Source organism: Vibrio sp. V01_P9A10T6 (genome assembly GCF_963877065.1).
Taxonomy (GTDB): Bacteria; Pseudomonadota; Gammaproteobacteria; order Enterobacterales; family Vibrionaceae; genus Vibrio; species Vibrio anguillarum.
The window spans coordinates 1-24,322 of record NZ_CAWNTB010000098.1 but is presented as its reverse complement, the minus strand read 5'-3'; the positions used below and the strand labels follow the sequence as shown (position 1 = coordinate 24,322).

Genomic DNA, 24,322 nt, shown 5'->3' with positions numbered 1-24,322 from the left:
TAGGGGGTAGCATAAAACAAAAATAGAATTTATTTGGAGATAGCCTGATGGGTAAAATCATTGGTATTGACTTAGGTACTACTAACTCTTGTGTTGCTGTTTTAGATGGCGACAAACCTCGCGTTATTGAAAACGCTGAAGGTGAACGTACAACTGCATCGGTAATTGCATATACAGATGGTGAGACGCTAGTAGGTCAGCCTGCAAAACGTCAAGCGGTAACAAACCCAACCAATACGCTATTTGCAATTAAGCGTTTGATCGGTCGTCGTTTTGAAGACGAAGAAGTTCAACGTGATATTGAAATCATGCCTTACAAAATCGTGAAGGCTGATAATGGCGATGCTTGGGTTGAAGCAAGAGGCCAAAAAATGGCCGCTCCTCAAGTTTCAGCTGAAGTTCTGAAGAAAATGAAGAAAACAGCTGAAGATTTTCTTGGTGAGCCAGTTACTGGTGCCGTTATTACGGTTCCTGCATACTTTAACGATGCACAACGTCAAGCAACGAAAGATGCAGGTCGTATTGCAGGCCTTGAAGTAAAACGTATCATCAACGAACCAACAGCGGCTGCACTTGCTTATGGTTTGGACAAGCAAGGTGGCGATCGCGTTATCGCGGTATACGACCTTGGTGGTGGTACATTTGATATTTCAATCATCGAGATCGATGAAGTTGAAGGCGAGAAAACATTCGAAGTTCTAGCAACTAACGGTGACACACACCTTGGTGGTGAAGACTTTGATAACCGCATGATCAACTATCTCGTTGATGAGTTCAAAAAAGAGCAAGGCATCAACCTAAAAACTGATCCACTTGCGATGCAGCGTCTAAAAGAAGCCGCAGAAAAAGCGAAAATTGAGTTGTCATCAGCGCAACAAACAGATGTGAACTTGCCTTACATCACCGCTGATGCTGCTGGTCCTAAGCACATGAACGTGAAAGTGACACGTGCGAAACTAGAATCTCTAGTGGAAGACCTTGTTCAACGTTCGCTTGAGCCACTAAAAGTGGCGCTAGCTGATGCAGACTTGTCTGTCGGCGACATTACTGACGTTATCCTAGTGGGTGGTCAGACTCGTATGCCTATGGTTCAGAAGAAAGTGGCTGAATTCTTTGGCAAAGAAGCGCGTAAAGATGTTAACCCAGATGAAGCGGTTGCTGTTGGTGCGGCCATTCAAGGTGGTGTGCTTGCGGGTGAAGTAAAAGACGTACTGCTACTTGACGTAACGCCTCTGTCTCTCGGTATCGAGACAATGGGTGGCGTGATGACTAAGCTGGTTGAGAAAAACACAACGATTCCAACTAAAGCGAATCAAGTATTCTCTACCGCTGAAGACAACCAAAACGCAGTAACGATCCATGTTCTACAAGGTGAGCGTAAGCAAGCCATGTACAACAAATCACTAGGTCAATTTAACCTAGAAGGTATTCAAGCTGCACCACGTGGCATGCCACAAATTGAAGTTGTGTTTGACTTGGATGCGGATGGTATCTTGCATGTGTCTGCGAAAGATAAACAAACAGGCAAAGAGCAGAAGATCACTATCCAAGCGTCTGGCGGTTTGAGCGATGCTGAAATCGAGAAAATGGTCCAAGAAGCTGAAGCAAACAAAGAAGCGGACAAAAAGTTCGAAGAGTTAGCGACAGCACGTAACCAAGCGGACCAAATGATTCACGGTACTCGTAAGCAAATTGAAGAAGCGGGTGATGCTCTTCCTGCTGACGATAAAGTGAAGATTGAAGCGGCCATTACTGAGCTTGAAGAAGCGAAGAAAGGTGAAGACAAAGAAGCGATCGACGCTAAAGTTCAAGCGCTTATGGCTGCTGCTCAAAAACTGATGGAGATCGCTCAGCAAAAAGCTCAAGCACAACAAGCGGGTGAAGGCCAACAACAGTCTGCAGAAGACGATGTCGTTGACGCTGAGTTTGAAGAAGTCAAAGAAGACAAAAAGTAATTGATTGAGTTCCCTCCTTTTAAACGGGGAGGGCTAGGGTTGGGTGGCTCGCGAGTTTAACCCACCCTAACTTCTCTAAGAGAAGAATGAAATCAACGGTATGATGCGGGCGTTTGGGGTAACTCTTACGCCCGTATGTCTGTAATTAATGAAAACTCATTGGTGTCCATCTAACTAACAGTGTCTTTTTAGTTTGAATTCACTAGAATCTAGAGCCATTAGTTAGGTCGATATAAACACCAAGCGGCAGCGTGTCGTTTGCGGTAACAAATTGGTGACGAAGAAGATGTCAAAACGTGATTTTTACGAAGTATTAGGCGTAGGCCGAGATGCCTCTGAGCGCGATATTAAAAAGGCGTACAAGCGCCTAGCAATGAAGTTTCACCCTGATAGAAACCAAGGGGATGACAGCGCTTCGGACAAGTTTAAAGAAGTAAAAGAAGCGTATGAAATTTTAACCGATTCGCAAAAGAAAGCGGCTTATGATCAGTACGGTCATGCTGCTTTTGAACAAGGCGGAATGGGCGGTGGCGGCTTTGGTGGCGGCAGTGCTGATTTTGGCGATATCTTCGGTGATGTCTTTGGTGACATTTTCGGTGGTGGTCGTCGGGGCGGTGGTCAAGCGCGTGCACAACGTGGTGCTGACTTGCGTTACAACATGGAACTGTCTTTAGAAGAGGCCGTTCGTGGTTGTTCAAAAGAGATTGAAGTGCCAACACTGGTCCATTGTGATTCTTGTGAAGGTACTGGCGCGAAGAAAGGCTCGTCTGCGCAAACGTGTGGAACCTGTCATGGTCACGGCCAAGTACAGATGCGCCAAGGATTTTTTGCTGTACAGCAAACCTGTCCGACTTGCCATGGTAAAGGTAAGATCATTAAAGACCCATGCAACGTGTGTCACGGACAGGGGCGTAAGCAAAAAACCAAAACGCTTAATGTTAAAATTCCAGCCGGTGTGGATACGGGCGATCGCATTCGTTTATCTGGCGAAGGTGAAGCAGGAGAAATGGGCGCTCCAGCGGGGGATTTGTACGTACAAGTTCACGTCAAAGAGCACCACATTTTTGAACGCGATGGCAACAACTTATACTGTGAAGTCCCTGTAAGTTTTGCTATGGCGGCACTTGGCGGTGAAGTTGAAGTTCCAACACTCGATGGTCGTGTAAACTTGAAAGTACCAGAAGAGACGCAAACAGGGCGCATGTTCCGTATGCGTGGTAAAGGTGTGAAAGGCGTACGCGGTGGGGCGATCGGTGATTTGGTTGTCAAACTCGTGGTTGAAACACCAGTGAAACTGAGCGCGCGTCAAAAAGAACTATTACGTGAATTTGAAGAAACTTGCGGTGGTGAAGCGGCAAATAAGCATAAGCCTAAATCGGAAGGTTTCTTTAATGGCGTGAAAAAGTTCTTCGATGATTTAACCAGCTAATTCACTGTTGAATTATTATCTATCCAATAAGGCCTGCAATGCAGGCCTTATTCGTTCCTGATACAAGATGACTTTCTCCTCCCCTCACAAACTGAACCTTTGTGGTGTTCTATTTCCAGCATGCGCTTGGTGCGGATTCGTTGGTTGATTTCAATGTCATGACCTTATCGCTGGTTAGACATTCATCCTTGTCTTGGCCTCTGGTGCTCTGCGCCGTCGCGGTGATGGTGTAGCTACTGGTTGCGGAGCTGGCGACTGAAAACTGATAGCGTTCAGCATCGCTTTCACAGATGACGCAATTTCCCCCTGAAATGATCCCGCTCCAGTCATAACCCTTATCGTAGTGATGCTCCAGTTCCAGTTGAATTCTCCCCATATCGGCGAGTGCGGTGGTTCGGTGCCCTTTTAAAACGTGCTTGGTATAACTTGGATAAGCGATTGCAGACAGTACGCCAATAATCACAACCGCAATCAATAATTCGATCAATGTCATCCCGAACGACCGCCGGTTGTGGTTGTTGCATTTAGAATTTCGAATCATCACGTGGAGTTCCTTGTTGATTTACCCGCTATTTTTATTAGGTGATAGCATTCGCGCAAGGTGAATTTTGTTTCATATTTTAATTACATAGGAATTTGGGAAATGGCTCGCGGGTTTACTTTACTTGAGCTGCTTATCACGGTTTCCGTTTTGTCTATTTTACTCACGATAGCGGCTCCCAATTTCAAACAAGTCAGTGATACGCAAAAGATGCAACGTTTAGCGGGTGAGATTAATGGCTTGATGATGAGCGCCCGTTCGGAAGCAGTAATGAGAAAGCAGCCGCTATGGGCGCATATTGTCATGTCGGGTTCGGTTAATAGCCAAGGTGAATGGCAAATCGTGCTGACTAATTCAGGAACCTATCCCGGGGGGCAAGTGATTTTATCGCTATCGGGGCAACCTTATCGAAATATTGAATTGGGGGTGAATTACCCGTCAAATCAGATCCATTTTGAAGCCATTAATGGCCGAGCTGTAAATGGGAGCCTTGATTTTTCAACACACCAAGGTGCACTCAAATTCACGACCTATAGACCTTCAGGACGAATGCGCCTATGTGGTAATGGAGGAGACTATTTTGGTTTTAAGCAGTGCAGCTAACATACCGAGAGCAAAAAAGCATACCTATAAAGCTCATATCGCTGAAACCAAGCAGATGGGGGCAACGTTAATTGAGTTCATGGTGGCATCCATGCTTGGCTTGATTGCGATAGCCATTATCGGCTCCGTATTCATTACTGGGCAGAAGGTAGCGACCGAAAGAGGCAAGGAGCTACTGCTACTGCAACAAGTGACGGGCGCGCTGCAATACCTCAAACAAGATATTCAACGTGCAGGTTATGATGGCGGTCATGGTAACTCACTCACGTTACTGGATAGCGATGATATCGTTTTTGTTTCGGCCGACCAATCAACGCTCGCGTATGCCTACCTTGATGATACGGGGGCAACGAAACAGATCAGAAATGTTGGGTTTGTCATGACTTCTGGCGCGTTGGGTGTCTGTGACAGGCCGACGTCTGTGATTTCAGGGGCCAAAACCGTTTCCCAAGCGACGGCTGGTTGCTCTGCTATTTTTGATACTAACCAGATTAATGTGACTCATTTTCAAGCCCAGCGAGCATCATTAGCGGCGAATGGTGTGAGCTCAGCCTACATGACGATCTCTATGGCAGCAGAGTTGGTGGGGGATAGCCGTGTATCAACATCATTTGGAGTGGCAATAAAACAAAGGAATTGGCAGTAATGAAGCAAGCTCAGCAAGGCGCTGTAACGTTATTGATCACCACGCTTTTGTTGGTGCTCGCTTTAGTGGTGGCATTAGGCTCATACCGTTCGCTCTTTTTTCAGATCAAACGAGCACAAAATGAGGTGCAAGCGAGGCAACAGCATTGGCGAGCAGAAGGGGGGCTTGAGTGTGGTTATAGCCATATTGTGAACAATAAAAATAGTTCAATTCCAAATAACCTCAATACCTTGTGTGTCGATTTAGAGTTAACGTACCTCTCTGCAGACCCTACTAACGCCAGTACACTTATGTCCCAGTATCAAATGACGACGTTGAAAAAGAACATTCTGTTTCAACGTGGGAGAAGTCCAGGAGCCATTCGCTCTACTTCAGACTTAATAGTGTTTGGCTCTACACTTATTTCTCCACCAGATCCCGGGCCCAAAAATAGTGATGGGAAATATGAATGCGCGGCTATCGCCGTTGCTAAATATGTTATTGCTACGGCGGGAGTGACAAATAATGGTGTTGGGAGTGCTATTCAAAAACCAAGCGCTGTTTTTGACAATAGTGCCGATTGCGCGCCGACGCATAAAACGAACAGTAGTTCACAAAGCGGTATTTGGAAAAATAGTAGCGGTCTTTATGAAGCAGTCAATGTCAAAAATGATATTTACCGAGATGAAACGCTAAACCCATTTAAAGATCTCTTTGGTTACGAACGGGGAGAATGGGAAAAAGCACGCGACGATACTGAATTTAAGTTCTTGAGTTACACAATGACCAGTGGTGATGTTGATTGTGTTTCGAAATTTAAAGGTGCTTTGGTTCTTGGTCAGCCGAATCAAGTATGGATTGATGGCAGTTGTCAACTGAACCAAGCATCGATTGATACAATGTCAACCATACAAAATGCTCATCCTGGGACTTACCTTTTTTTGCTGGTGCATAATGGCGTGTTAGGGATTCGAGGGAGTGGCAGCATTCAAGGGGTGCTCTTTCATTTTAACAGTGGATTTGCCGCTGATACGGCAAATTGGAATGGATTTGATACTGAACTCATCGCGGATCTCAATGCTAATTTTGATGCACCGATAAAAACATTGTACGGCAGCGCTACCACCTTGACGCCAAAGCACGCTACCTACTTACAGTCGGGATCTTTTCAATTTACCGGAGGAATGGCCTTTGATACCCAAGGTCAGATAGCACTATTTTATAACTCGCTACGTTTGCAATATAACAGTGATATTGAAAACAGCTTTTCCTTTTCGGTTCCACCTAGATGGCAAAAAGGTTCATGGAATGATCTCTAAACAGCAAGGATTTAGCCTAATAGAAGTGATGATATCGTTTGTTCTAATTGGTGTTGGGGCACTGGGTTTGGTCAAATTACAAGTGTTGGTTGAGCAAAAGGCGGATTTTGCCGTTCATAGTATCGAAGCACTACATTTGGCCGAACAAAAGTTGGAATGGTTTCGTAGCCGTGGCGCTTCTGCCGCGATTTCTACTCTCACGCCAGCGAATTTTGATAGTGATATTGTCAACGGACAAGATAACTCACATCCCTTTTATACACTCACTTGGTCAGTACCAACGGTCTCTTTATCGGGCTCACTGAAAACCATTTATATTGAGTCCTATTGGCATGATCGTCAGGGAAATAAGCAGTCGGTTGAGCTGAAAACCATGATTTCGCAGTTCAGTGAGTTTGATTAGCGTCTCGATGCTTATACAAAAATGAAATATTTAATTTTGCAAATTGGTTACTGATTTGTAGGAAAAAAGAGCATAAGAATGTGTTTGGATTGTTGTGGTGGAATGCTATTTTTGCAAAATATGTCCCCGTTTTTGTAAAAAACTGTAGAAGCTTGTGCTTTGGTTGAGGCTTTTTTATAGAATAACCGACGATTAATAGGTCGGCTAAATAAATTGATATAGGCCTACAGCAGCAACATCACATATGGAGTTACGAATGAGTAACCAAGTCGTAAAACAAGCACCATTTCCGAAGCCGAGCGGTATGGATCGCTTTTTAAATTTTATTGAACGTGCAGGAAATAAAATTCCTGACCCTGCGATTTTGTTCTTCTGGGCACTGATTATTGTTTGGGTTTCATCGGCACTGTTATCGAATGTGACATTTGATTTGACCAACCCTCGAACGGGTGAAGCACTGCAAGTTAATAACCTACTGACAGGTAAAGCGCTCGCGAGTTTTCTAGCCAATATGGTGACCACATTCACCAGCTTTGCGCCGCTAGGTATCGTGCTGGTTGCCATGCTCGGTGTGGGAGTGGCTGATTCTTCAGGGTTTATCACTACAGGCCTTAAGAAAATGCTAAATTTCACGCCAGCGAAACTACTAACACCGATGCTGATTTTGGTGGCGATAGTGTCGCATACGGCTGCTGATGCTGGTTATGTATTGGTCATTCCTCTGGGTGGGATTATTTTCCATGCGGCAGGGCGTCATCCACTGGCCGGTATTGCAGCCGCATTTGCTGGTGTTTCTGGTGGCTTTTCAGCGAACTTTATCCCTTCTGGTATTGATCCTTTGCTCGCTGGTTTTACACAAACCGCCGCACAAATTTTGGATCCTCAATACATAGTGAACCCGCTGGCGAACATTTTCTTTACGGGTTTATCTTCGGTGATTATCGTCGCGATTGGTTGGTATGTGACTGAGAAAATTATTGAACCTCGTCTAGCGAATATGCCTGTCGATGAGGATGCGGAAATAGCGCCTGATCTAGGAACATTCAGTGCAACGGAATCGAGAGCATTTCGTTTTGCTGGCTGGGCAATGGTGGTAGGTATTGCATTACTAGTAGCGGCTTTGATCCCAGAAAACTCAGCACTGCGTTCGCCTGATGGTGAGCTAACGGCCTTTTCTGCGCCAGTGATGAAGTCGATCGTTCCTTTGATTTTTATCTTGTTTATTATTCCGGGAATTGTGTATGGCCGAGTGGCTGGCACCTTTAAAAACAGTAATGACGTGATAAAAGCGATGTCTGGCACCATGGCTACGATGGGCGCATACATAGTGATGTCGTTCTTCTGCGCTCAGTTCTTATCGGCGTTTGGTCAGTCTAATATTGGTACTATGTTGGCATTGTATGGCGCTGAAGGCCTAAAAGCGATGGACTTACCCGGCCAAGCAACGATTGTGGGGATGATTTTACTTACGGCTAGCGTTAATTTGCTGGTGGGTTCGGCCTCTGCAAAATGGGCATTGATTGGTCCAATTCTGGTACCTATGCTGATGGCGGTAGGGATTTCTCCCGAGCTATCGCAAGCGGCTTACCGCGTAGGTGATTCGGTCTCTAACATTATTTCTCCACTGATGGTCTTCTTCCCATTAGTCGTGGTGTATTGCCAACGTTATGTAAAATCGACGGGCATTGGTACCTTGGCTTCAATGATGATGCCTTTCTCCATTGCGATGCTGATTGGTTGGACGCTGTTCCTGCTCGCTTACTGGGCTTTTGGTATTCCGCTAGGGGTGCAAGCGCCTTACACATACAGCTTGTAGCGTTAACGTTATTTATCGAGTCTGAATTAAAAGCCCGCGAGTGTATCGCGGGCTTTTTCAATCTTATTTGTGCAGATGCTGTGCGTGAAATGCTAAGTGATCAGCAATGAAACTTTGAATGAAAAAATAACTGTGATCATAACCTTTATGCATTCTTAACGAGAGTGGGCTATTGCTCGCTTGTGCAGCGGCGAGTAAGCGTTCAGGCTTAAGCTGTTCGTGTAAAAACGGGTCTTCCTCTCCTTGGTCAACCAAAATGGGTAAGGATGATGAGTGAGTGGTGAGCAATTCAACCGCATCGTATTGTTTCCAATCTTGCAGGTTATTACCAAGGTAGTGGCGAAATGCTTTTTGCCCCCAAGGGCAGTGTATTGGGTTGCTTATCGGGCTAAAGGCTGAAATTGAGCGATAGCGTTGAGGGTTTTTCAATCCGATGGTTAACGCACCATGGCCACCCATACTGTGTCCTGCAATCGCTCGCTGTTGGTTTACGGGAAAATGTTGTTCTATTAAGGCTGGAAGTTCTTGCACAATGTAGCTGTACATTTGGTAGTGCTTATCCCAAGGCGCTTGAGTTGCGTTGAGGTAAAATCCTGCGCCAAGGCCAAAATCATACGCTCCTTGCGGATCGTCAGGAACACCTTCACCTCTTGGGCTGGTATCGGCGGCAACAATCGCGATACCGAGCTTAGCCGCGCTTTGAAATGCGCTAGCTTTTTGCATGAAGTTTTCATCGCTGCATGTTAAGCCGGATAACCAATACAACACCGGAACCGATTGATAGGCCGCTTGAGGTGGAAGATAAATAGCAAAACGCATACTGCACCCTAGTACTTGTGATGAGTGCGTGTACTGTTTATGCCAGCCTTCAAATACTTTGGCTTGGCTAATGTTTTCAATGTGCATAGCAAGTTTCCCCACCCAGCCCTTTAAGAAAAAAGGGCTGGCTATTAAGGCTTATTGGTCAAAATGAATCACAGAACGAATACTTTCGCCTTTATGCATTAAATCAAAGGCTTGGTTTATATCCTCTAAACCCATGGTATGGGTAATAAACTCTTGCAAACCAAATTCGCCTGCCAGATAGCGCTCGACAATGTGTGGCAGTTCCGAGCGGCCTTTTACGCCGCCAAATGCACTACCACGCCATACTCGGCCCGTCACTAATTGGAAAGGGCGAGTTGATATTTCTTGGCCCGCGCCAGCCACACCAATAATGACCGATTCTCCCCAGCCTTTATGGCAGCATTCTAACGCTTGGCGCATTACATTGACGTTACCGATGCACTCAAAAGAAAAATCAACACCGCCATCAGTCATCTCAATAATCACTTCTTGGATTGGTTTAGTCAGAGTTTTCGGGTTCAGGCAGTCCGTTGCACCAAGCTGAGTAGCAAGCTCAAACTTACTCTCATTGATATCAATGCCAATAATACGGCTGGCACCGGCCATTCTTGCGCCAATAATGGCGGAAAGCCCGATGCCGCCTAGGCCAAAGATGGCCACAGTATCACCTTGTTTAACTTTGGCTGTATTGAGCACCGCGCCCATGCCCGTTGTGACACCACAACCGAGCAAGCAGACCTCTTCTAATGGCGCCGCTTTATTGACCTTAGCCAAGGAAATTTCTGGCAACACGGTATACTCAGAAAAGGTGGAGCAACCCATATAATGGAAAATGGGTTGGCCGTCTTTATAGAAACGTGTAGTTCCATCAGGCATTAATCCTTTTCCTTGCGTTTCACGTACTGCTTGGCACAGGTTAGTTTTACCTGATTTACAGAATTTGCATTCACCACACTCTGCGGTGTACAAGGGAATGACATGATCTCCTACCTCGACGCTGGTTACCCCTTCACCAATCCTCTCAACGATACCGCCGCCTTCGTGGCCGAGGATAACCGGAAAAATCCCTTCAGGGTCTTCACCAGATAGCGTAAAGGCATCGGTATGACAAACGCCGCTCGCAATAATACGCACCAACACTTCGCCTTTTTGGGGCAACATAACGTCAACCTCCTCGACTTTTAGTGGTTGATTTGGCCCCCACGCAATCGCCGCGCGAGATTTAATGAATTGATGTGATGACATAAGATTTTCCTTTGCACATTACTTGAAGTTTCAAGTGAGTTGGGGAGAGTGACAGTATATTCCCTTCTTGAAATTTGATAATCGGTCTAAAATAAGAATCACTTTTACTTATCAGTAATAATTAAGATGGCGAGTTGGGAAGGCATTCATGAATTTGTTGCGGTGGCTGAAACTGGAAGTTTTACCGCAGCAGCGTATAAACTATCGACATCAGTAGCGAATGTCAGCCGACGTATTGCGCTATTAGAAGAGCGCTTGGCGGTAAAGTTGTTGCAACGTACCACGCGGCGAGTCTCCCTGACCGAAGCGGGTCAACTCTATTATCATCAGTGTCGGCAATTGGTTGAAGGCTTAGCGCAGGCTGATCTTGCTGTCACGCAGATGCAGCAAACGCCGTCAGGTTTACTGAAAGTGACCGCTCCGGTGACTTATGGTGAGCAGAAAGTCGCGCCTTTGCTGCATGAGTTTTTACAGTTACATCCTCAATTGGAGTTGGAACTGATACTCACTAACCAAAAATTGGATCTGATTGCGGAAGGAATTGATGTCGCCGTACGATTAGGTCAGTTAGATGATTCGAGTTTTATTGGCAAAAAGTTATCCAACCGACAACTGTTTGTCTGCGCTAGCCCTGACTATTTGGTGAAATATGGCACCCCCTATTCATTGTCAGAGTTGGTTCATCACCAATGTTTACAAGGCACTATGAACTATTGGCGATTTAAGGATCAGCAACGCTCTCGTGAAATCGGTGTTAAAGGAAAAATTAAATGCAACAGCGGTGTGGCGTTATTGAATGCCGCGTTGCAAGGGATTGGAATCGTACAATTGCCCGACTATTATGTAGAGCCGTATTTGCTCGCGGGTGAGTTGCAAGAAGTACTACATCAGTACCGAGATGATCGTGAAGGTGTATGGGCCTTATACCCACAAAATCGCCATTTGTCCTCAAAAGTTAGGCTGCTGGTGGATTTTCTGGCAGAACGGCTATCGTCCGCTAACGGCAAAGGCTAGTGAAAGAGAAAATAGGATATATGAATACACAGTTTACCGTTCAAGATCAAAAGTTTATGCGCCGAGCCATCGCGCTTGCCAATCTTGCAGAACAAGCAGGTGAAGTGCCTGTGGGCGCTGTGCTTGTTAAAGATGGCGAAATCATTGCTGAAGGTTGGAATGCCTCTATTGGTCAACATGATGCGACAGCGCACGCTGAAATTCAGGCTCTGCGTCAAGCAGGTCAACAGTTACAAAATTATCGTTTGCTTGATACTACCTTATACGTCACTTTAGAGCCCTGTCCAATGTGCGCAGGCGCACTGCTGCATAGCCGAGTCAAAAGAATTGTCTTTGGCGCTCCAGATCTCAAAGCTGGGGCGGCTGGTACGGTGCTGAATTTATTTGAAAGCCAAGCCTCCTATCATTACGCGACGGTCGATAAAGGATTGTTAGAAGAGGAGTGTCGGGAGCAACTGCAATCTTTTTTTAGACGAAGACGCGCAGAGATACAGGCGGAAAAACAGCGGAATAAGCAACAGAGTGATGGGTTTTAGCAAACATCCACTTTGAGTAGATGTTTGCCGCTGAAGGTTAAGCAGAGATTAATTGCATAAACGCACGGTTACGCCAGATAATTTTCTTTTTATTATTGGATAACATACGCTTACGACGGTTCGCTGCCACCGTTTTATTAAGGTGTTTTGATAGCTTTTTACGTTTAAGCATAAACAACCTCCTACTGCTGAGTTTTGACAATGATCCCTAATGGTTTAGGGTGCCTTATGACAATCTTAATCTGCCTTTATAGTGCAGGATTGTTACCATAATATGAAACTTAGGAAACGATCTTTTTCACGTTTTGATGTATGGGCTGCACACTTGGAAATCAAGTGTGCAATTTTTGTTCAACGCGGAGGATTTAGCTATTGTTATGCTTATTGAGCTACGGGGTCGAGATACTGATTATCCTGCGCCTCATCGGCCGATTCCATAGCTTCTAACGCGGCCTCCTCCTCCTCAATACTGATCACAACCAAATCATCAGTACCTGAACTATTGTCTATCTGCTTTTGTTGATCAACATGGCCAATAATACTTTGATAATAGCGACGAATATTTTCAACGTAGGCCTTGGCTTCGTCACCTCGCGCGTAGCCATATCGAGTCTGGCTGAAGTATTTCTTTTGTCTCAGTTGAGGGAGGCGTTCTTTGACTTCAGTCCATGAATCAGGGTTCGCACCTTGTTGCTTGGTTAAGCGTCTTGCATCCATCATATGCCCATAGCCGACGTTATAGGAAGCGAGAGCAAACCAAATTTTCTCATGTTCTGGGATGGAGTCTGGTATACGCTGTACCATCCGACGCAGGTATTCGACACCACCACGAATCGATTGTTCCGGATCGAGTCGATTGGCGACACCAACACTTCTTGCCGTAGGGAGAGTCAACATCATCATACCGCGGACCCCGGTGGGGGATTTAGCTAATGGATTCCAGTGAGACTCTTGATAAGCTAAGGCGGCAATCAATCGCCAATCAAACTCGTCAGAATATTGTTGGAAAAGAGGGGCCCATTTTGGTAGGCGGACATCGAGTGCTCTAATAAAGGCGCGCGTATCGACATAATCAAACGTGCCCACGTGACCAATATATTTCTCTTCCAAGGCCGCTAATTGACCCGATTGTTTAAGGTTGCCAAAAAACTCAATCATCAAGGCGTATAAGCTTTCATCTTCAGAACGACGCATATACCAAGCGATAGGCTGATCTTCAGTTAATTCAAAAGCGACGGCTAAGTCAGGGTAGATTCGCTGCGACAGCGAGACTTCGACCGAATCAGCCATGGTAAATAGCAGTTCGCCATTCGAAACCTGTTTTAAAAGGTCGTTAACGTCGGCGTTATTATTCACATTGTACTGAAACTCTGGGTAGATCTGTTTAATGTCGCTGAGCGTATTTTCAAAGTGGGATTCATTCACGATAGAAAAAACGCTGTCACCTTCATGCCCAGCAATCAGTTCCGGTTGTTTTTCCAGTAATTGTTTTAAATTTCTTGGACGCCAGTTGCCTTTCTTATAGACGACTTGTTGGCTGACATAGTAATAAGCGGGCCCTGTTCTGAACTCATTCAAGCGTTGATTCGATTGACTTAACCCTGCTGCAACAACGTCGATTTCCCCATTTTTCAGTGCAGGAAAGAGACTAGACAACCGATAAGCGGGTTTCATCTCTAGTTTAACCCCAAGCTGATTGGCAAATTCGCGCGCTAGTTCGTAGTCCAGCCCTGCAGGGCCATCTGGGCCAATGTAGTAGGAGAGTTGATTGTTCAACGTACCCACTCGCAATACGCCACGTTCACGAATATGGTCAAGCTCGCTTTTAGGATCTGAATCGATTTGGCAACCGACTACAAAAAGAGTGAGTAGGAAAATGGACAATGAGCGATGAAGCTGAATCAGATAATACTTTGGCATTTATGAGCGATCTCTTACATCAATTACTGCCTTTATATCAAAGGCGGCCATATTGGCAAAGTTTCAGATCAAAAACGGATGAAAAAGTGTCGGCGACCACGCTAATGTGGCTGTATTTCAAATTTGACAAAAAAAATGACGCAAACGGTTGCTTTTGGTGTTACGTCACAAAAAGAATTCCTTTATAATGCGTTCGAAATCACGAGGTGAAATTGGTATGTATTCAGTTTTCTTTTATTAACTTATTGTATTTTAATGATTTTGAATTCATTCCAATTACACCTCAACCCACTGTATAAGAGACCTAAGCACATGAGAATTTTGCGTGGCTCCCCAGCGCTTTCTGAGTTTCGTGTTAACAAACTCGTTGAACTTTGTCGTGAACAGCAACTGCCTGTATCGGGTATTTACGCGGAGTTCATGCATTTTGCTGATCTCTCTGCGGATTTAGACGCTCAATCCCTTGAAAAATTAGAGAAACTACTCACTTATGGCCCAACGATTCAAGAACATGAGCCACAAGGTCTTCTTTTACTGGTCACTCCTCGCCCTGGAACCATCTCGCCTTGGTCTTCCAAAGCGACGGATATTGCGCATAACTGTGGTTTGAATGAGGTGAAGCGCTTAGAGCGAGGCACGGCTTACTACATCGAATTAGATCGCGAACTTTCTCAACCGCAACTTGTTACGCTTTATTCACTGCTGTACGACCGAATGATGGAAGTCGTGTTTACCGATTTCGAATCAGCAACCTCACTGTTTAAAGTCGCTGAACCTGCTCCCGTAGCGTACGTCGACTTGCTGAATGGCGGCCGCTCAGCGCTTGAAAAAGCAAACGTTACCCTTGGGCTTGCATTGGCTGACGATGAAATTGATTATTTGTTCGAAAGCTTCGTCACTAAGCTTGAGCGTAATCCAACCGATATCGAATTAATGATGTTTGCTCAAGCAAACTCTGAGCATTGTCGCCATAAAATCTTCAATGCCGATTGGACTATTGATGGCGTTAAGCAAGATAAATCGCTGTTTAAGATGATCAAAAACACTTATGAAGTGACTCCTGATCACGTGCTGTCTGCCTATAAAGATAATGCCGCCGTCATGGTGGGTTCAGAAGTTGGGCGTTTTTTCCCTGATCCAGAGACACGCCAATATGGTTATCACCATGAAAAAGCGCATATTTTAATGAAGGTGGAAACACACAACCACCCGACGGCGATTGCTCCTTGGCCGGGCGCTTCAACGGGGTCCGGTGGTGAAATTCGTGACGAAGGTGCAACGGGGATTGGTGGAAAACCTAAAGCCGGGTTAGTCGGTTTTACTACTTCAAACTTGCGTATTCCTAATTTTGTGCAGCCTTGGGAAACGGATTTTGGCAAACCGGGGCGCATTGTCACGGCACTCGATATTATGCTGGAAGGCCCGCTCGGTGGCGCGGCTTTTAACAACGAATTTGGTCGTCCCAACTTGTTAGGTTACTTCCGTACTTACGAAGAGAAAGTTAACTCTCACGCAGGTGAAGAAGTGCGTGGTTATCACAAACCAATCATGATTGCTGGTGGGATGGGGAATATCCGCGACGAGCATGTGCAGAAAAAAGAGATCCCTGTTGGCGCGAGCTTAATTGTGCTTGGTGGTCCGGCAATGAACATTGGCCTTGGTGGGGGTGCCGCTTCTTCTATGGCATCAGGTCAATCTGCGGAAGATCTTGATTTTGCGTCGGTACAGCGTGAAAACCCAGAGATGGAACGCCGCTGCCAAGAGGTGATTGATCGCTGCTGGCAACTCGGTGAGGCGAATCCGATCGCCTTTATCCATGATGTGGGCGCTGGTGGTATCTCAAACGCATTGCCTGAGCTTGTTGATGATGGTGAACGTGGCGGTATTTTCCAACTGCGTGATGTACCTAACGATGAGCCGGGAATGAGCCCGCTTGAAATTTGGTGTAATGAATCACAAGAGCGTTATGTGCTGGCTGTAGCGCCAGAAAACATGGCGCGCTTTGACGCCATTTGCCAACGTGAGCGCGCGCCTTATGCTGTTGTGGGTATTGCCACTGAAGAGCGTGAATTGAAATTGGAAGATTCACATTTCGACAATACGCCAATTGATATGCCGATGGACGTATTGCTTGGCAAAACACCTAAAATGTATCGTGATGTGAAGACGCTGAAAGTTAATAATCCAGCACTTGATCGCCGTGATATCGAATTGAACGAAGCGATTGATCGTATACTGCGTCTCCCTGCGGTTGCAGAAAAAACCTTCCTCATCACCATTGGTGACCGAACCGTCACTGGTTTGGTCGCTCGTGACCAAATGGTTGGTCCGTGGCAAGTGCCAGTAGCAAACTGTGCGGTCACTGCGGCAAGTTATGATACTTACCATGGCGAAGCGATGTCGATGGGTGAGCGCACGCCAGTTGCCTTGCTGGATTTTGGGGCATCGGCACGTTTAGCCGTGGGCGAAGCGATCACCAATATTGCCGCTACCCATATCGGTGATATCAAACACATTAAGTTGTCGGCGAACTGGATGTCACCAGCGGGTCACCCAGGTGAAGATGCTGGTTTGTATGAGGCAGTAAAAGCGGTCGGTGAAGAGCTTTGTCCTGCGCTCGGCCTGACTATCCCAGTGGGTAAAGATTCGATGTCGATGAAGACCAAATGGGATGAGAATGGCGAACAAAAAGAAGTGACCTCTCCGCTATCATTGGTGATCACGGCATTTGCTCGTGTTGAAGATGTACGTAACACCATTACGCCTCAATTAAGAACCGATAAGGGCGAAACCTCACTGGTTTTGATTGATTTAGGTAATGGTAAGAATCGCTTGGGCGCAACGGCGTTAGCACAAGTCTACAAACAGTTGGGTGATAAACCCGCAGACGTAGATAATGCGGCGCAGCTTAAAGCCTTCTATGAAGCGATCCAAACCTTGGTCGCGAATCAGCAGATTATTGCCTATCACGATAAAGGTGACGGTGGTTTATTCGTTACTCTAGCTGAAATGGCCTTTGCGGGTCATTGTGGCGTGAAAGCCGATATCGCCGCGCTAGGTGATGATGCGTTGGCCGCGTTATTTAATGAAGAGCTGGGCGCAGTCATTCAAGTTCGTCACCACGATTTAGAGACGGTGATCTCGACGCTAACGGCGCATGGTTTACAAGCGTGTTCACACGTTATCGGTCGTGTTGATGCTTCTGATGAGCTAGCCATTACTGCCGGTGAACAACCTATTGTTGTGCGTAACCGCACCGAACTTCGCACCATTTGGGCTGAAACCACGCATAAGATGCAAGCGCTGCGCGATAACCCGCAGTGCGCGGACCAAGAGTTTGCAGCAAAACAAGATAACAGTGATAAAGGTCTTAACGTCAGTTTGAGCTTTGACGTGCAACAGGATGTTGCGGCACCGTATATTGCTAAAGGCGTGAAGCCAAAAATGGCTATTTTGCGCGAGCAAGGGGTTAACTCACACGTTGAAATGGCGGCAGCGTTTGATCGCGCAGGCTTTGAAACAACCGATATACACATGAGCGACATCTTAACGGGTCAAGCGGTGCTTGAAGAGTACCAAGGCCTCGTCGCATGTGGTGGGTTCTCTTATGGTGACGTATTGGGCGCGGGCGAAGGCTGGGCGAAATCAGTGCTGTTTAATGTACAAGCTCGTGAACAGTTCCAAAGTTTCTTCCAACGTGAAGATACTTTCTCGCTAGGAGTGTGTAACGGCTGTCAAATGCTGTCGAATTTGAAAGAGTTAATCCCCGGCGCTGATTTATGGCCGCGTTTTGTGCGCAATGAATCAGAGCGTTTTGAAGCGCGCTTTAGCTTAGTGGAAGTGCAGCAATCTGATTCACTGTTTTTTAATGAGATGGCTGGCTCGCGCATGCCGATTGCGGTTTCGCATGGCGAAGGGCGCGTTGAAGTACGTGATATGGCACATTTAGCGGCGATTGAACAATCAGGCACTGTTGCGCTACGTTTTGTGGATAACAACGGCCATGCCACGCAGCAATATCCGAACAACCCAAATGGTTCACCAAATGCCATTACAGGCTTAACGACTCAAGATGGCCGTGTGACGATCATGATGCCGCACCCAGAGCGCGTGTTCCGCACGGTAGCGAACTCTTGGCATCCTGATTCTTGGGGTGAAAATAGCCCATGGATGCGTATGTTCCAAAATGCACGTAAGAACTTAAGGTAACTCACCTTGTCGCCAGTGAGAGAAACGACTTAGTCTTGTTATTCCAGCCGCTGCAACTCAGCGGCTTTTTTGTTTACTTTGAGGATGAATTTTTTGTAAAAAAGGCAGAAAAAAATTGTGATTTGTGCTCTAATGCCGCGCTTACCAAGGGATGGTGTTCAACATCCGCCGCCATATAATATAATGGCGCGCGACAAACGTTGATGAGTAATCCCTTATTATTCCCTTAGGAAAACGAAAATGTCAGAAAGTAAAAAATTTACCATCAAAGTGACTGAAAAGCGCAATGGTTGGGCGGCGGAAATCGTACGTCAAGTGACCTCTCGCAGAAGTGTTGTTTCAAAGCGCGAAATGGGTTTTGAAAGCGAAGCACAAGCACAAGCTTGGGCGGAAAAAGAGCTCAGTGGCTTTATTGAGAACCAAGCGAAACGCAATGAGCGTAAGGCTCTGGCAAGAAAAGAGAAAAAAGCTTAGTACAAAAAACTGAGTACCGTGCTTTAAGAACTGTTATTTGAACGAAAACCCGCTTTAAATTAGCGGGTTTTTTATGCATTAACGAAATTGACCGATTTGCGGTAAAAACTCAAAGCCTGCACTGGCTAAGCGAGCCTCTAATGCCGCCCGATCGATATCAAAGTCATCCGCCAGCTTATCAAGATCGCCATTAAAATCATCACGTAGCTTCATATTGATGATGCTCATCAGCATGATTGGATCCATTGTGGCAAAATTGGCTAAATTCATCACTTATCCTCGAAATCAGAAATCAGCAAGTTAGCTGCCGCAAAGGCTGCTTGCTCTCGAACCGCTTTTGGCAGCGATTCGTCTGCTGCGACATCATTCAAGGTTTTGATGGCGCAGGAGATTGCTTGAGGAATATAAGCTTGATCACCACTGCCTATCTGCGCATAAAGCTCGCGCACTAATTCACAACAACCGTAAACTTGCATAGATTAAATCCTAACTAATGATAATGGCTCTCAATATACACATTACGTTTGGCAAAGACAAAATCAGAACTTGCGTTTGCGCAAGCTCTGATTGCATGTGATGAAACTTTAAGCGTTCACTTGCTGCTCTAGCGCCATGACCAGATCGTCGGCTAGCTGTAGTTGCTTAGCGAGCTCGTTCAGATACGCTTTTTCCATGAAATTTTGTTCATCGGCGATAAGTAAAGAGGCCAGATAAAGCTCACTCGCTTGTGCGGGCGTTGTGGCTAACTGTGCAATAGCCGCGGGATCGAGCGGTTTATGCAGCTCATTTTTTACCAGCTGCTGCAATTGGTTATCTGCGCCCATTTCAGAGATGGCTTGCTCAATTTTCGTCATTTCTTGTTCATCCACATGGCCATCAGCTTTTGCGGCGGCAATCATCGCTTTTAGGATCAGCGTGCTGTGGCTAGCATCATTAGGGTCAAAGCTAGACTGCGGTTGAGTGGTCGTTTGTTTTGCTTGCCAGTCATTATACGCTTTATAGGCTAGTGCGCCGAGCGCCGCTGCTCCACCAATCCCTATCACTTTAGTGCCTATTTTTTTTGCTTTCTTCGAGCCCATCAATAAACCGATTAGGCCGCCACCGAGTGCACCAGCTCCTAAGGTTTTGAGTTTACTTGAATCTTGTGTGATAGCGCCGAGTTGGCTTGAACCTTGTTTTACGATGTCTGAATTCAATGCTTGGTTAAGCAAACTTTTTAGATCCATAGGTCACCTCCATTAATAATGGATTAAAGAATAGATCACCGTAGATGAATCGAAGATTAATATGCTTGAAAAAGCTTGTGTGGCTGGTGACAAAATAAAAAAGGTTGCCATTTAGGCAACCTTTTCAATAGCACACTTTATTAGGCGATTTGAGCATTAATAAAGGAGACTATTTCATTCATAGCAACGGCCGACTTCTCACCACTGCGGCGATGTTTATATTCGAAGTTGCCCTCATCCATACTGCGATCGCCAATAATGATGGTATGTGGCACACCGATCAGTTCCATATCTGAGAACATTACGCCCGGGCGCTCTTTACGATCATCAAATAGCACTTCAATACCAGCTGCGGTCAGTTCCGTATACAGTTTTTCAGCAGCTTGTTGGACGCGCTCTGATTTGTGCATGTTCATGGGGACAATCGCCACTTGGAAAGGCGCGATCGCGTCAGGCCAGATGATGCCGTATTTATCGTTGTTTTGCTCGATGGCTGATGCCACAACGCGTGATACACCAATACCGTAACAACCCATCTCTAAAATGGTGTTTTTACCATTGGAATCAAGAACGCCACAGTTCATTTTCTCAGAGTAGTTGGTACCCAATTGGAAAATATGACCCACTTCGATACCGCGTTTGAGCATTAGTGTCCCTTTGCCACATGGGCTTGGGTCGCCTTCAACGACGTTACGGAGATCTTCCACTTTCGCTAGCTCAACGTCACGGCCCCAGTTGATGCCAAAGTAGTGTTTGCCATCGATGTTGGCTCCTGCGCCAAAATCGCTCATGACGGCTACGCTGTGATCAACGATAAACGGCAATTCAAGACCAACAGGGCCAAGAGAGCCAGGGCCTGCGCCAATCAGTGCGCGAATCTCTTCTTCGCTAGCCATTTCTAGCGGAGCGGCAACTTCAGCGAGTTTCTCGGCTTTGATTTCATTGAGTTCATGATCACCACGGATAATCAGTGCCACGATAGAGGCATCGATCTCATCAGATGCTTTTACAAACAGTGTTTTAACTGTTTTCTCAATCGGTAGGCTATGCTGCTCAACCAATTCAGCGATGGTTTTGGCGTTTGGCGTATCAACCTGCGTCATCTCTTGAGTTGGCGCGGCACGCTCAACGACTGGCGCAATAGCTTCCGCTTTTTCGATGTTGGCGGCGTAATCCGATTCAGTTGAGAAGGCGATAATGTCTTCACCACTTTCAGCCAATACATGGAACTCATGCGAGCCGTTACCACCGATAGCGCCGGTGTCGGCTAATACTGGGCGGTAATCAAGCCCCATGCGATCGAAGGCTTTACAGTAAGCTTCGTGCATCGCTTGGTAAGATTTCTCTAAGCCTGCTTTATCAATATCAAAGCTATAGGCATCCATCATGCAGAATTCACGAGCACGCATCACACCAAAACGAGGACGTCTCTCATCACGGAATTTGGTTTGAATCTGGTACAGGTTCAGCGGCAATTGCTTGTAAGAGCTGACTTCGTTGCGTACCAAGCTGGTGATCACTTCTTCTGCTGTTGGACTAAGCACAAACGGACGAGTATGGCGGTCAGTAAAGCGAAGTAGCTCAGGGCCCATTTTCTCAGAGCGGCCTGTCTCTTCCCACAGTTCAAACGGTTGCACAACGGGCATCAAGGTTTCGATTGCACCGGCATTGTCGATCTCTTGACGAACGATGTTTTCGACTTTACGCAGCACACGTAGACCAGTAGGCAGCCAGGTATAAAGACCTGAAGCCAGCTTACGGATCATACCTGCACGTAACATGAGCTGATGGCTCACGACTTCTGCGTCGTTTGGAGTCTCCTTCAAAGTAGAAAGAAGATATTTACTGGTACGCATTCTATGGTATCCGTTTCATGATAGTTAAAAGCGCTCTCCAATGAGAGGCTAGAATTAAGCCGCTAATAATATCAGCCAATCGGCTTTGTCAAAAGCGTTCTATTGCGGTTACTGAGACTAAGTTGTTTGCGATAGTGAATTTTACGTTCAGATCGAACAGATTTACCGCATATTCTTTATGATCGATTTTGTGTTTCTTATAGGCTGGGCGAGGGTCTTGAGCCAGCACTTGCTCTATGACGGCTTTAACCATGTCGTGATCTGCACGCGCATTCAGTGCTGTTAACGCCGCTTGGCTAAAGGTCACTGCGATCTTGTCGGGCTCGCTCTCGGCATAGCCACCGCTGGCTGTGGCTATCGAATCGGAATAGGGAATATAGGGTTTGATGTCAATGATCGGTGTGTTATCGACTAAATCTACGCTGCCTAGTTCCAAATAAACCTGATCACCTTGCTGAGTGACGCCTTTCAATTCAACGGCAGACATACCGATGCCGTTAGGTCGAAACGTAGCCCGTGAAGCAAATACGCCGATCCGCTCATTTCCGCCTAAGCGCGGTGGGCGCACGGTCGGTTTCCAACCAGCATCGAGGTTTTGGTCAAACAGAAAAAGTAACCAGACATGGCTAAATTGTTCGATACCTCGCACCGACTCTAAGCAATTAGCGTGACCGATGAGCTTGATTCTCGCGCTTGCGCTCGCCACTAAGCGAGGTTGGCGAGGAACGGCAAATTTTTCTTTATAAGGCGTTTCAATAGTGCCAATCGGAGCAATGGTGTGCATATCCGTATCCGTCTTTTTTCACGTTGGTTGAGAAAAATATCACATTTAAGCTTGCTTTTCTTCTTGGTAATGATTATTAATTGGCATGTTATAACATAACAATTTAAGTGAGGGGAAATTGATGAAAGACGGAATTCATCCGCCATACCAAAAAGTGGTTTTCCACGACACCAGTGTGGATAAGTATTTTATTGTGGGTTCAACGCTAAAAACTGATCGGACAATCGAGTGGGAAGATGGCAACACCTATCCTTATTTCACCTTAGATGTGTCGTCTGAATCGCATCCGTATTACACCGGTAAGCAGCGAGTTGTTCAAAAAGAAGGACGAGTGGCGAATTTCAATCGTCGCTTTGCTCAGTTTGGTAAGGAGTAAACTATGAAAGTATTAAGTTCATTAAAAAGCGCAAAATCACGTCATCCAGATTGTCAAATCGTCAAAAGACGCGGTCGTTTATATGTAATTTGTAAAACCAATCCAAGATTTAAGGCGGTTCAGCGCTAATGAAGAGAAACGGTTGGACAGGCTAGTGATTGTCCAACCGTCAAAACGTGGTTATTTGTTCGCTTTAGCCAAAATGCGATCCAAATGGTTGGCAAATTCGCGCCGTTCTGTTTGAGAAAGCGCACTTGGTCCGCCAGTTTGGATACCGCTTGATCGCATTGTGTCCATAAAATCTCGAATATTGAGGCGTGCCTTGATGGTCTCTTTGGTATACAGCTCACCACGAGAATTGAGCGCCAAGCCACCTTTGGTTATCACTTCATCGGCCAGCGGAATATCGGAAGTAATTACCAAATCGCCCACTTCTACCCGTTTGACGATTTCGTTATCGGCAACATCAAAACCACTGGGGACTTGCAGTGAACGAATGTTAGATCGTTGCGGAATCGGAACGACATGATTGGCCACAAAAGTACATTCAACGCCCGTCCTTTCGGCTGCGCGGACAATGGTTTCACGAATTACTTTCGGACATGCATCGGCGTCCACCCAAATTTTCATCATTCAATTACTTCTCGGTTAGTTGTGCCTCTAGGGCTGCTACTCGGGCTGACAAAGCGGCTAGTTGCGTTTCAAGTTCGGCTACTTTGTTCGCGCTATTTTCCGTACTAACGCTCACTTCTACTTTGGGAACTCGGTGTGCATTTTTCCAACTTTTGATGGTTGCAATCAAGGCTGGCATTGGCACTGAGGTGCTAAGACGTGACTTTACTAAGGCCACACTCGGTTCCTTTCCCTGTTGTTGTAAGAGAGTCAAGATGCTTTCTAGTTCTTGAGTGACATCTTTTGTGAGCATAGGTTGTCCTTTTTGTGAGTTGCTGTGATCTTACCTTTTATTTACCAAGAGCAAAAGTGGCGAAGTGTTGTAAGAGATCTCGCACATTGTTTGTAAGAAATCACAGTGTTTAACGCAGTGTTTGGTGGTGATTTTTTTATAACTATTTGTTTTTAATTAATATATCTATTTCTTTAGGTTGTTTTTTTAAAAATGATATTTTTAGGTGATTGTTTCTTAA

The 24,322-nt window shown here is 45.9% G+C and carries 25 protein-coding genes; 13 read left to right on the top strand and 12 right to left on the bottom strand.

Annotated features, from left to right (window positions below):
- Positions 1–47 precede the first annotated feature (47 nt).
- Positions 48–1,955: a molecular chaperone DnaK gene (gene dnaK / locus AACQ21_RS05215; protein WP_013857431.1), complete on the top strand. Its 1,908-nt coding sequence runs from the start codon at positions 48–50 to the stop codon at positions 1,953–1,955.
- A 286-nt stretch (positions 1,956–2,241) separates the two neighbouring features.
- Positions 2,242–3,384 carry a molecular chaperone DnaJ gene (gene dnaJ, locus AACQ21_RS05210; protein WP_026027474.1) on the top strand — a complete coding sequence of 381 codons (1,143 nt, stop codon included), beginning with the start codon at positions 2,242–2,244 and terminating at the stop codon, positions 3,382–3,384.
- A 109-nt stretch (positions 3,385–3,493) separates the two neighbouring features.
- On the opposite strand, the gene AACQ21_RS05205 is transcribed toward dnaJ, so the two are convergent.
- Complete coding sequence (locus AACQ21_RS05205) at positions 3,494–3,925, bottom strand: type IV pilin protein (RefSeq protein WP_026028109.1); 432 nt, start codon at positions 3,923–3,925, stop codon at positions 3,494–3,496.
- A 102-nt stretch (positions 3,926–4,027) separates the two neighbouring features.
- On the opposite strand from AACQ21_RS05205, the gene AACQ21_RS05200 reads away from it, so the two are divergent.
- The 5 genes from AACQ21_RS05200 to AACQ21_RS05180 all read left to right on the top strand — a co-directional run bounded on the left by AACQ21_RS05200 (position 4,028) and on the right by AACQ21_RS05180 (position 8,691).
- Positions 4,028–4,528 carry a GspH/FimT family pseudopilin gene (locus tag AACQ21_RS05200; RefSeq protein WP_105977350.1) on the top strand — a complete coding sequence of 167 codons (501 nt, stop codon included), beginning with the start codon at positions 4,028–4,030 and terminating at the stop codon, positions 4,526–4,528.
- Positions 4,506–5,174: a PilW family protein gene (locus AACQ21_RS05195; protein ID WP_094128274.1), complete on the top strand. Its 669-nt coding sequence runs from the start codon at positions 4,506–4,508 to the stop codon at positions 5,172–5,174. The genes AACQ21_RS05200 and AACQ21_RS05195 overlap by 23 nt, the downstream gene beginning before the upstream one ends.
- Complete coding sequence (locus AACQ21_RS05190; RefSeq protein ID WP_094134194.1) at positions 5,165–6,472, top strand: hypothetical protein; 1,308 nt, start codon at positions 5,165–5,167, stop codon at positions 6,470–6,472. The genes AACQ21_RS05195 and AACQ21_RS05190 overlap by 10 nt, the downstream gene beginning before the upstream one ends.
- Positions 6,462–6,875, top strand: coding sequence for a type IV pilus modification PilV family protein (locus AACQ21_RS05185; protein WP_105977349.1), 414 nt, complete (start codon positions 6,462–6,464; stop codon positions 6,873–6,875). Before AACQ21_RS05190 ends, AACQ21_RS05185 begins: the two co-directional genes overlap by 11 nt.
- 256 nt (positions 6,876–7,131) lie before the next feature.
- Positions 7,132–8,691 carry an AbgT family transporter gene (locus AACQ21_RS05180; RefSeq protein ID WP_017045592.1) on the top strand — a complete coding sequence of 520 codons (1,560 nt, stop codon included), beginning with the start codon at positions 7,132–7,134 and terminating at the stop codon, positions 8,689–8,691.
- A gap of 63 nt (positions 8,692–8,754) precedes the next feature.
- On the opposite strand, the gene fghA is transcribed toward AACQ21_RS05180, so the two are convergent.
- Positions 8,755–9,597 carry an S-formylglutathione hydrolase gene (fghA, locus tag AACQ21_RS05175; RefSeq protein WP_105977348.1) on the bottom strand — a complete coding sequence of 281 codons (843 nt, stop codon included), beginning with the start codon at positions 9,595–9,597 and terminating at the stop codon, positions 8,755–8,757.
- A gap of 51 nt (positions 9,598–9,648) precedes the next feature.
- The gene (locus AACQ21_RS05170) at positions 9,649–10,782 is read right to left on the bottom strand and encodes an S-(hydroxymethyl)glutathione dehydrogenase/class III alcohol dehydrogenase (RefSeq protein WP_017045590.1); all 1,134 of its coding nucleotides are present in this window, start codon (positions 10,780–10,782) and stop codon (positions 9,649–9,651) included.
- A gap of 126 nt (positions 10,783–10,908) precedes the next feature.
- On the opposite strand from AACQ21_RS05170, the gene AACQ21_RS05165 reads away from it, so the two are divergent.
- Entirely contained in the window at positions 10,909–11,796 is an 888-nt protein-coding gene (locus tag AACQ21_RS05165) for a LysR family transcriptional regulator (protein WP_105977347.1), read from the top strand.
- Positions 11,797–11,816: 20 nt separating this feature from the next.
- Positions 11,817–12,332: a tRNA adenosine(34) deaminase TadA gene (tadA, locus tag AACQ21_RS05160; RefSeq protein ID WP_181185585.1), complete on the top strand. Its 516-nt coding sequence runs from the start codon at positions 11,817–11,819 to the stop codon at positions 12,330–12,332.
- A 37-nt stretch (positions 12,333–12,369) separates the two neighbouring features.
- On the opposite strand, the gene AACQ21_RS05155 is transcribed toward tadA, so the two are convergent.
- Together AACQ21_RS05155 and mltF are read right to left on the bottom strand one after the other, a co-directional pair.
- Positions 12,370–12,504, bottom strand: a complete 135-nt coding sequence (locus AACQ21_RS05155) for a hypothetical protein (protein WP_254917022.1) — start codon at positions 12,502–12,504, stop codon at positions 12,370–12,372.
- Positions 12,505–12,713: 209 nt separating this feature from the next.
- The gene (gene mltF / locus AACQ21_RS05150; RefSeq protein WP_017049449.1) at positions 12,714–14,252 is read right to left on the bottom strand and encodes a membrane-bound lytic murein transglycosylase MltF; all 1,539 of its coding nucleotides are present in this window, start codon (positions 14,250–14,252) and stop codon (positions 12,714–12,716) included.
- 312 nt (positions 14,253–14,564) lie between these two features.
- Here mltF and purL point away from each other — a divergent pair, with 312 nt between their 5' ends.
- Both purL and AACQ21_RS05140 read left to right on the top strand, forming a co-directional pair.
- Positions 14,565–18,461, top strand: a complete 3,897-nt coding sequence (gene purL, locus AACQ21_RS05145) for a phosphoribosylformylglycinamidine synthase (protein WP_105977345.1) — start codon at positions 14,565–14,567, stop codon at positions 18,459–18,461.
- A 240-nt stretch (positions 18,462–18,701) separates the two neighbouring features.
- Complete coding sequence (locus AACQ21_RS05140; RefSeq protein WP_010319076.1) at positions 18,702–18,935, top strand: DUF3622 domain-containing protein; 234 nt, start codon at positions 18,702–18,704, stop codon at positions 18,933–18,935.
- Between the two features lie 78 nt (positions 18,936–19,013).
- Here the strand turns inward: AACQ21_RS05140 and AACQ21_RS05135 are convergent, their stop codons facing one another.
- The 5 genes from AACQ21_RS05135 to tsaA form a co-directional block, all read right to left on the bottom strand.
- Positions 19,014–19,205: a DUF4250 domain-containing protein gene (locus tag AACQ21_RS05135; RefSeq protein WP_026028112.1), complete on the bottom strand. Its 192-nt coding sequence runs from the start codon at positions 19,203–19,205 to the stop codon at positions 19,014–19,016.
- Entirely contained in the window at positions 19,205–19,411 is a 207-nt protein-coding gene (locus AACQ21_RS05130) for a YaeP family protein (protein ID WP_010319078.1), read from the bottom strand. The genes AACQ21_RS05135 and AACQ21_RS05130 overlap by 1 nt, the downstream gene beginning before the upstream one ends.
- 108 nt (positions 19,412–19,519) lie before the next feature.
- The gene (locus AACQ21_RS05125; protein WP_096036163.1) at positions 19,520–20,161 is read right to left on the bottom strand and encodes a tellurite resistance TerB family protein; all 642 of its coding nucleotides are present in this window, start codon (positions 20,159–20,161) and stop codon (positions 19,520–19,522) included.
- A 140-nt stretch (positions 20,162–20,301) separates the two neighbouring features.
- The gene (locus AACQ21_RS05120) at positions 20,302–22,017 is read right to left on the bottom strand and encodes a proline--tRNA ligase (RefSeq protein WP_105977344.1); all 1,716 of its coding nucleotides are present in this window, start codon (positions 22,015–22,017) and stop codon (positions 20,302–20,304) included.
- A gap of 88 nt (positions 22,018–22,105) precedes the next feature.
- Positions 22,106–22,801, bottom strand: a complete 696-nt coding sequence (tsaA, locus tag AACQ21_RS05115; protein WP_105977343.1) for a tRNA (N6-threonylcarbamoyladenosine(37)-N6)-methyltransferase TrmO — start codon at positions 22,799–22,801, stop codon at positions 22,106–22,108.
- Positions 22,802–22,922: 121 nt separating this feature from the next.
- On the opposite strand from tsaA, the gene AACQ21_RS05110 reads away from it, so the two are divergent.
- Both AACQ21_RS05110 and ykgO read left to right on the top strand, forming a co-directional pair.
- Positions 22,923–23,177, top strand: a complete 255-nt coding sequence (locus tag AACQ21_RS05110; protein WP_010319081.1) for a type B 50S ribosomal protein L31 — start codon at positions 22,923–22,925, stop codon at positions 23,175–23,177.
- 3 nt (positions 23,178–23,180) lie between these two features.
- Complete coding sequence (gene ykgO / locus AACQ21_RS05105) at positions 23,181–23,306, top strand: type B 50S ribosomal protein L36 (protein ID WP_010319082.1); 126 nt, start codon at positions 23,181–23,183, stop codon at positions 23,304–23,306.
- Between the two features lie 51 nt (positions 23,307–23,357).
- Here ykgO and AACQ21_RS05100 read toward each other — a convergent pair whose 3' ends face one another.
- Positions 23,358–23,807: a YaiI/YqxD family protein gene (locus tag AACQ21_RS05100; protein WP_026027673.1), complete on the bottom strand. Its 450-nt coding sequence runs from the start codon at positions 23,805–23,807 to the stop codon at positions 23,358–23,360.
- A gap of 7 nt (positions 23,808–23,814) precedes the next feature.
- Positions 23,815–24,102, bottom strand: a complete 288-nt coding sequence (locus AACQ21_RS05095) for a hypothetical protein (protein ID WP_013857408.1) — start codon at positions 24,100–24,102, stop codon at positions 23,815–23,817.
- Positions 24,103–24,322: the final 220 nt, after the last annotated feature.

What these genes read in the sequence shown, in the direction of transcription:
- dnaK (WP_013857431.1), top strand. Translation starts at nt 48, where the DNA reads ATGGGTAAAATCATTGGTATTGACTTAGGTACTACTAACTCTTGTGTT.
- dnaJ (WP_026027474.1), top strand. Translation starts at nt 2,242, where the DNA reads ATGTCAAAACGTGATTTTTACGAAGTATTAGGCGTAGGCCGAGATGCC.
- AACQ21_RS05205 (WP_026028109.1), bottom strand. Translation starts at nt 3,925, where the DNA reads ATGATTCGAAATTCTAAATGCAACAACCACAACCGGCGGTCGTTCGGG.
- AACQ21_RS05200 (WP_105977350.1), top strand. Translation starts at nt 4,028, where the DNA reads ATGGCTCGCGGGTTTACTTTACTTGAGCTGCTTATCACGGTTTCCGTT.
- AACQ21_RS05185 (WP_105977349.1), top strand. Translation starts at nt 6,462, where the DNA reads ATGATCTCTAAACAGCAAGGATTTAGCCTAATAGAAGTGATGATATCG.
- AACQ21_RS05180 (WP_017045592.1), top strand. Translation starts at nt 7,132, where the DNA reads ATGAGTAACCAAGTCGTAAAACAAGCACCATTTCCGAAGCCGAGCGGT.
- fghA (WP_105977348.1), bottom strand. Translation starts at nt 9,597, where the DNA reads ATGCACATTGAAAACATTAGCCAAGCCAAAGTATTTGAAGGCTGGCAT.
- AACQ21_RS05170 (WP_017045590.1), bottom strand. Translation starts at nt 10,782, where the DNA reads ATGTCATCACATCAATTCATTAAATCTCGCGCGGCGATTGCGTGGGGG.
- AACQ21_RS05165 (WP_105977347.1), top strand. Translation starts at nt 10,909, where the DNA reads ATGGCGAGTTGGGAAGGCATTCATGAATTTGTTGCGGTGGCTGAAACT.
- tadA (WP_181185585.1), top strand. Translation starts at nt 11,817, where the DNA reads ATGAATACACAGTTTACCGTTCAAGATCAAAAGTTTATGCGCCGAGCC.
- AACQ21_RS05155 (WP_254917022.1), bottom strand. Translation starts at nt 12,504, where the DNA reads ATGCTTAAACGTAAAAAGCTATCAAAACACCTTAATAAAACGGTGGCA.
- mltF (WP_017049449.1), bottom strand. Translation starts at nt 14,252, where the DNA reads ATGCCAAAGTATTATCTGATTCAGCTTCATCGCTCATTGTCCATTTTC.
- purL (WP_105977345.1), top strand. Translation starts at nt 14,565, where the DNA reads ATGAGAATTTTGCGTGGCTCCCCAGCGCTTTCTGAGTTTCGTGTTAAC.
- AACQ21_RS05140 (WP_010319076.1), top strand. Translation starts at nt 18,702, where the DNA reads ATGTCAGAAAGTAAAAAATTTACCATCAAAGTGACTGAAAAGCGCAAT.
- AACQ21_RS05135 (WP_026028112.1), bottom strand. Translation starts at nt 19,205, where the DNA reads ATGAATTTAGCCAATTTTGCCACAATGGATCCAATCATGCTGATGAGC.
- AACQ21_RS05130 (WP_010319078.1), bottom strand. Translation starts at nt 19,411, where the DNA reads ATGCAAGTTTACGGTTGTTGTGAATTAGTGCGCGAGCTTTATGCGCAG.
- AACQ21_RS05125 (WP_096036163.1), bottom strand. Translation starts at nt 20,161, where the DNA reads ATGGATCTAAAAAGTTTGCTTAACCAAGCATTGAATTCAGACATCGTA.
- AACQ21_RS05120 (WP_105977344.1), bottom strand. Translation starts at nt 22,017, where the DNA reads ATGCGTACCAGTAAATATCTTCTTTCTACTTTGAAGGAGACTCCAAAC.
- tsaA (WP_105977343.1), bottom strand. Translation starts at nt 22,801, where the DNA reads ATGCACACCATTGCTCCGATTGGCACTATTGAAACGCCTTATAAAGAA.
- AACQ21_RS05110 (WP_010319081.1), top strand. Translation starts at nt 22,923, where the DNA reads ATGAAAGACGGAATTCATCCGCCATACCAAAAAGTGGTTTTCCACGAC.
- ykgO (WP_010319082.1), top strand. Translation starts at nt 23,181, where the DNA reads ATGAAAGTATTAAGTTCATTAAAAAGCGCAAAATCACGTCATCCAGAT.
- AACQ21_RS05100 (WP_026027673.1), bottom strand. Translation starts at nt 23,807, where the DNA reads ATGAAAATTTGGGTGGACGCCGATGCATGTCCGAAAGTAATTCGTGAA.
- AACQ21_RS05095 (WP_013857408.1), bottom strand. Translation starts at nt 24,102, where the DNA reads ATGCTCACAAAAGATGTCACTCAAGAACTAGAAAGCATCTTGACTCTC.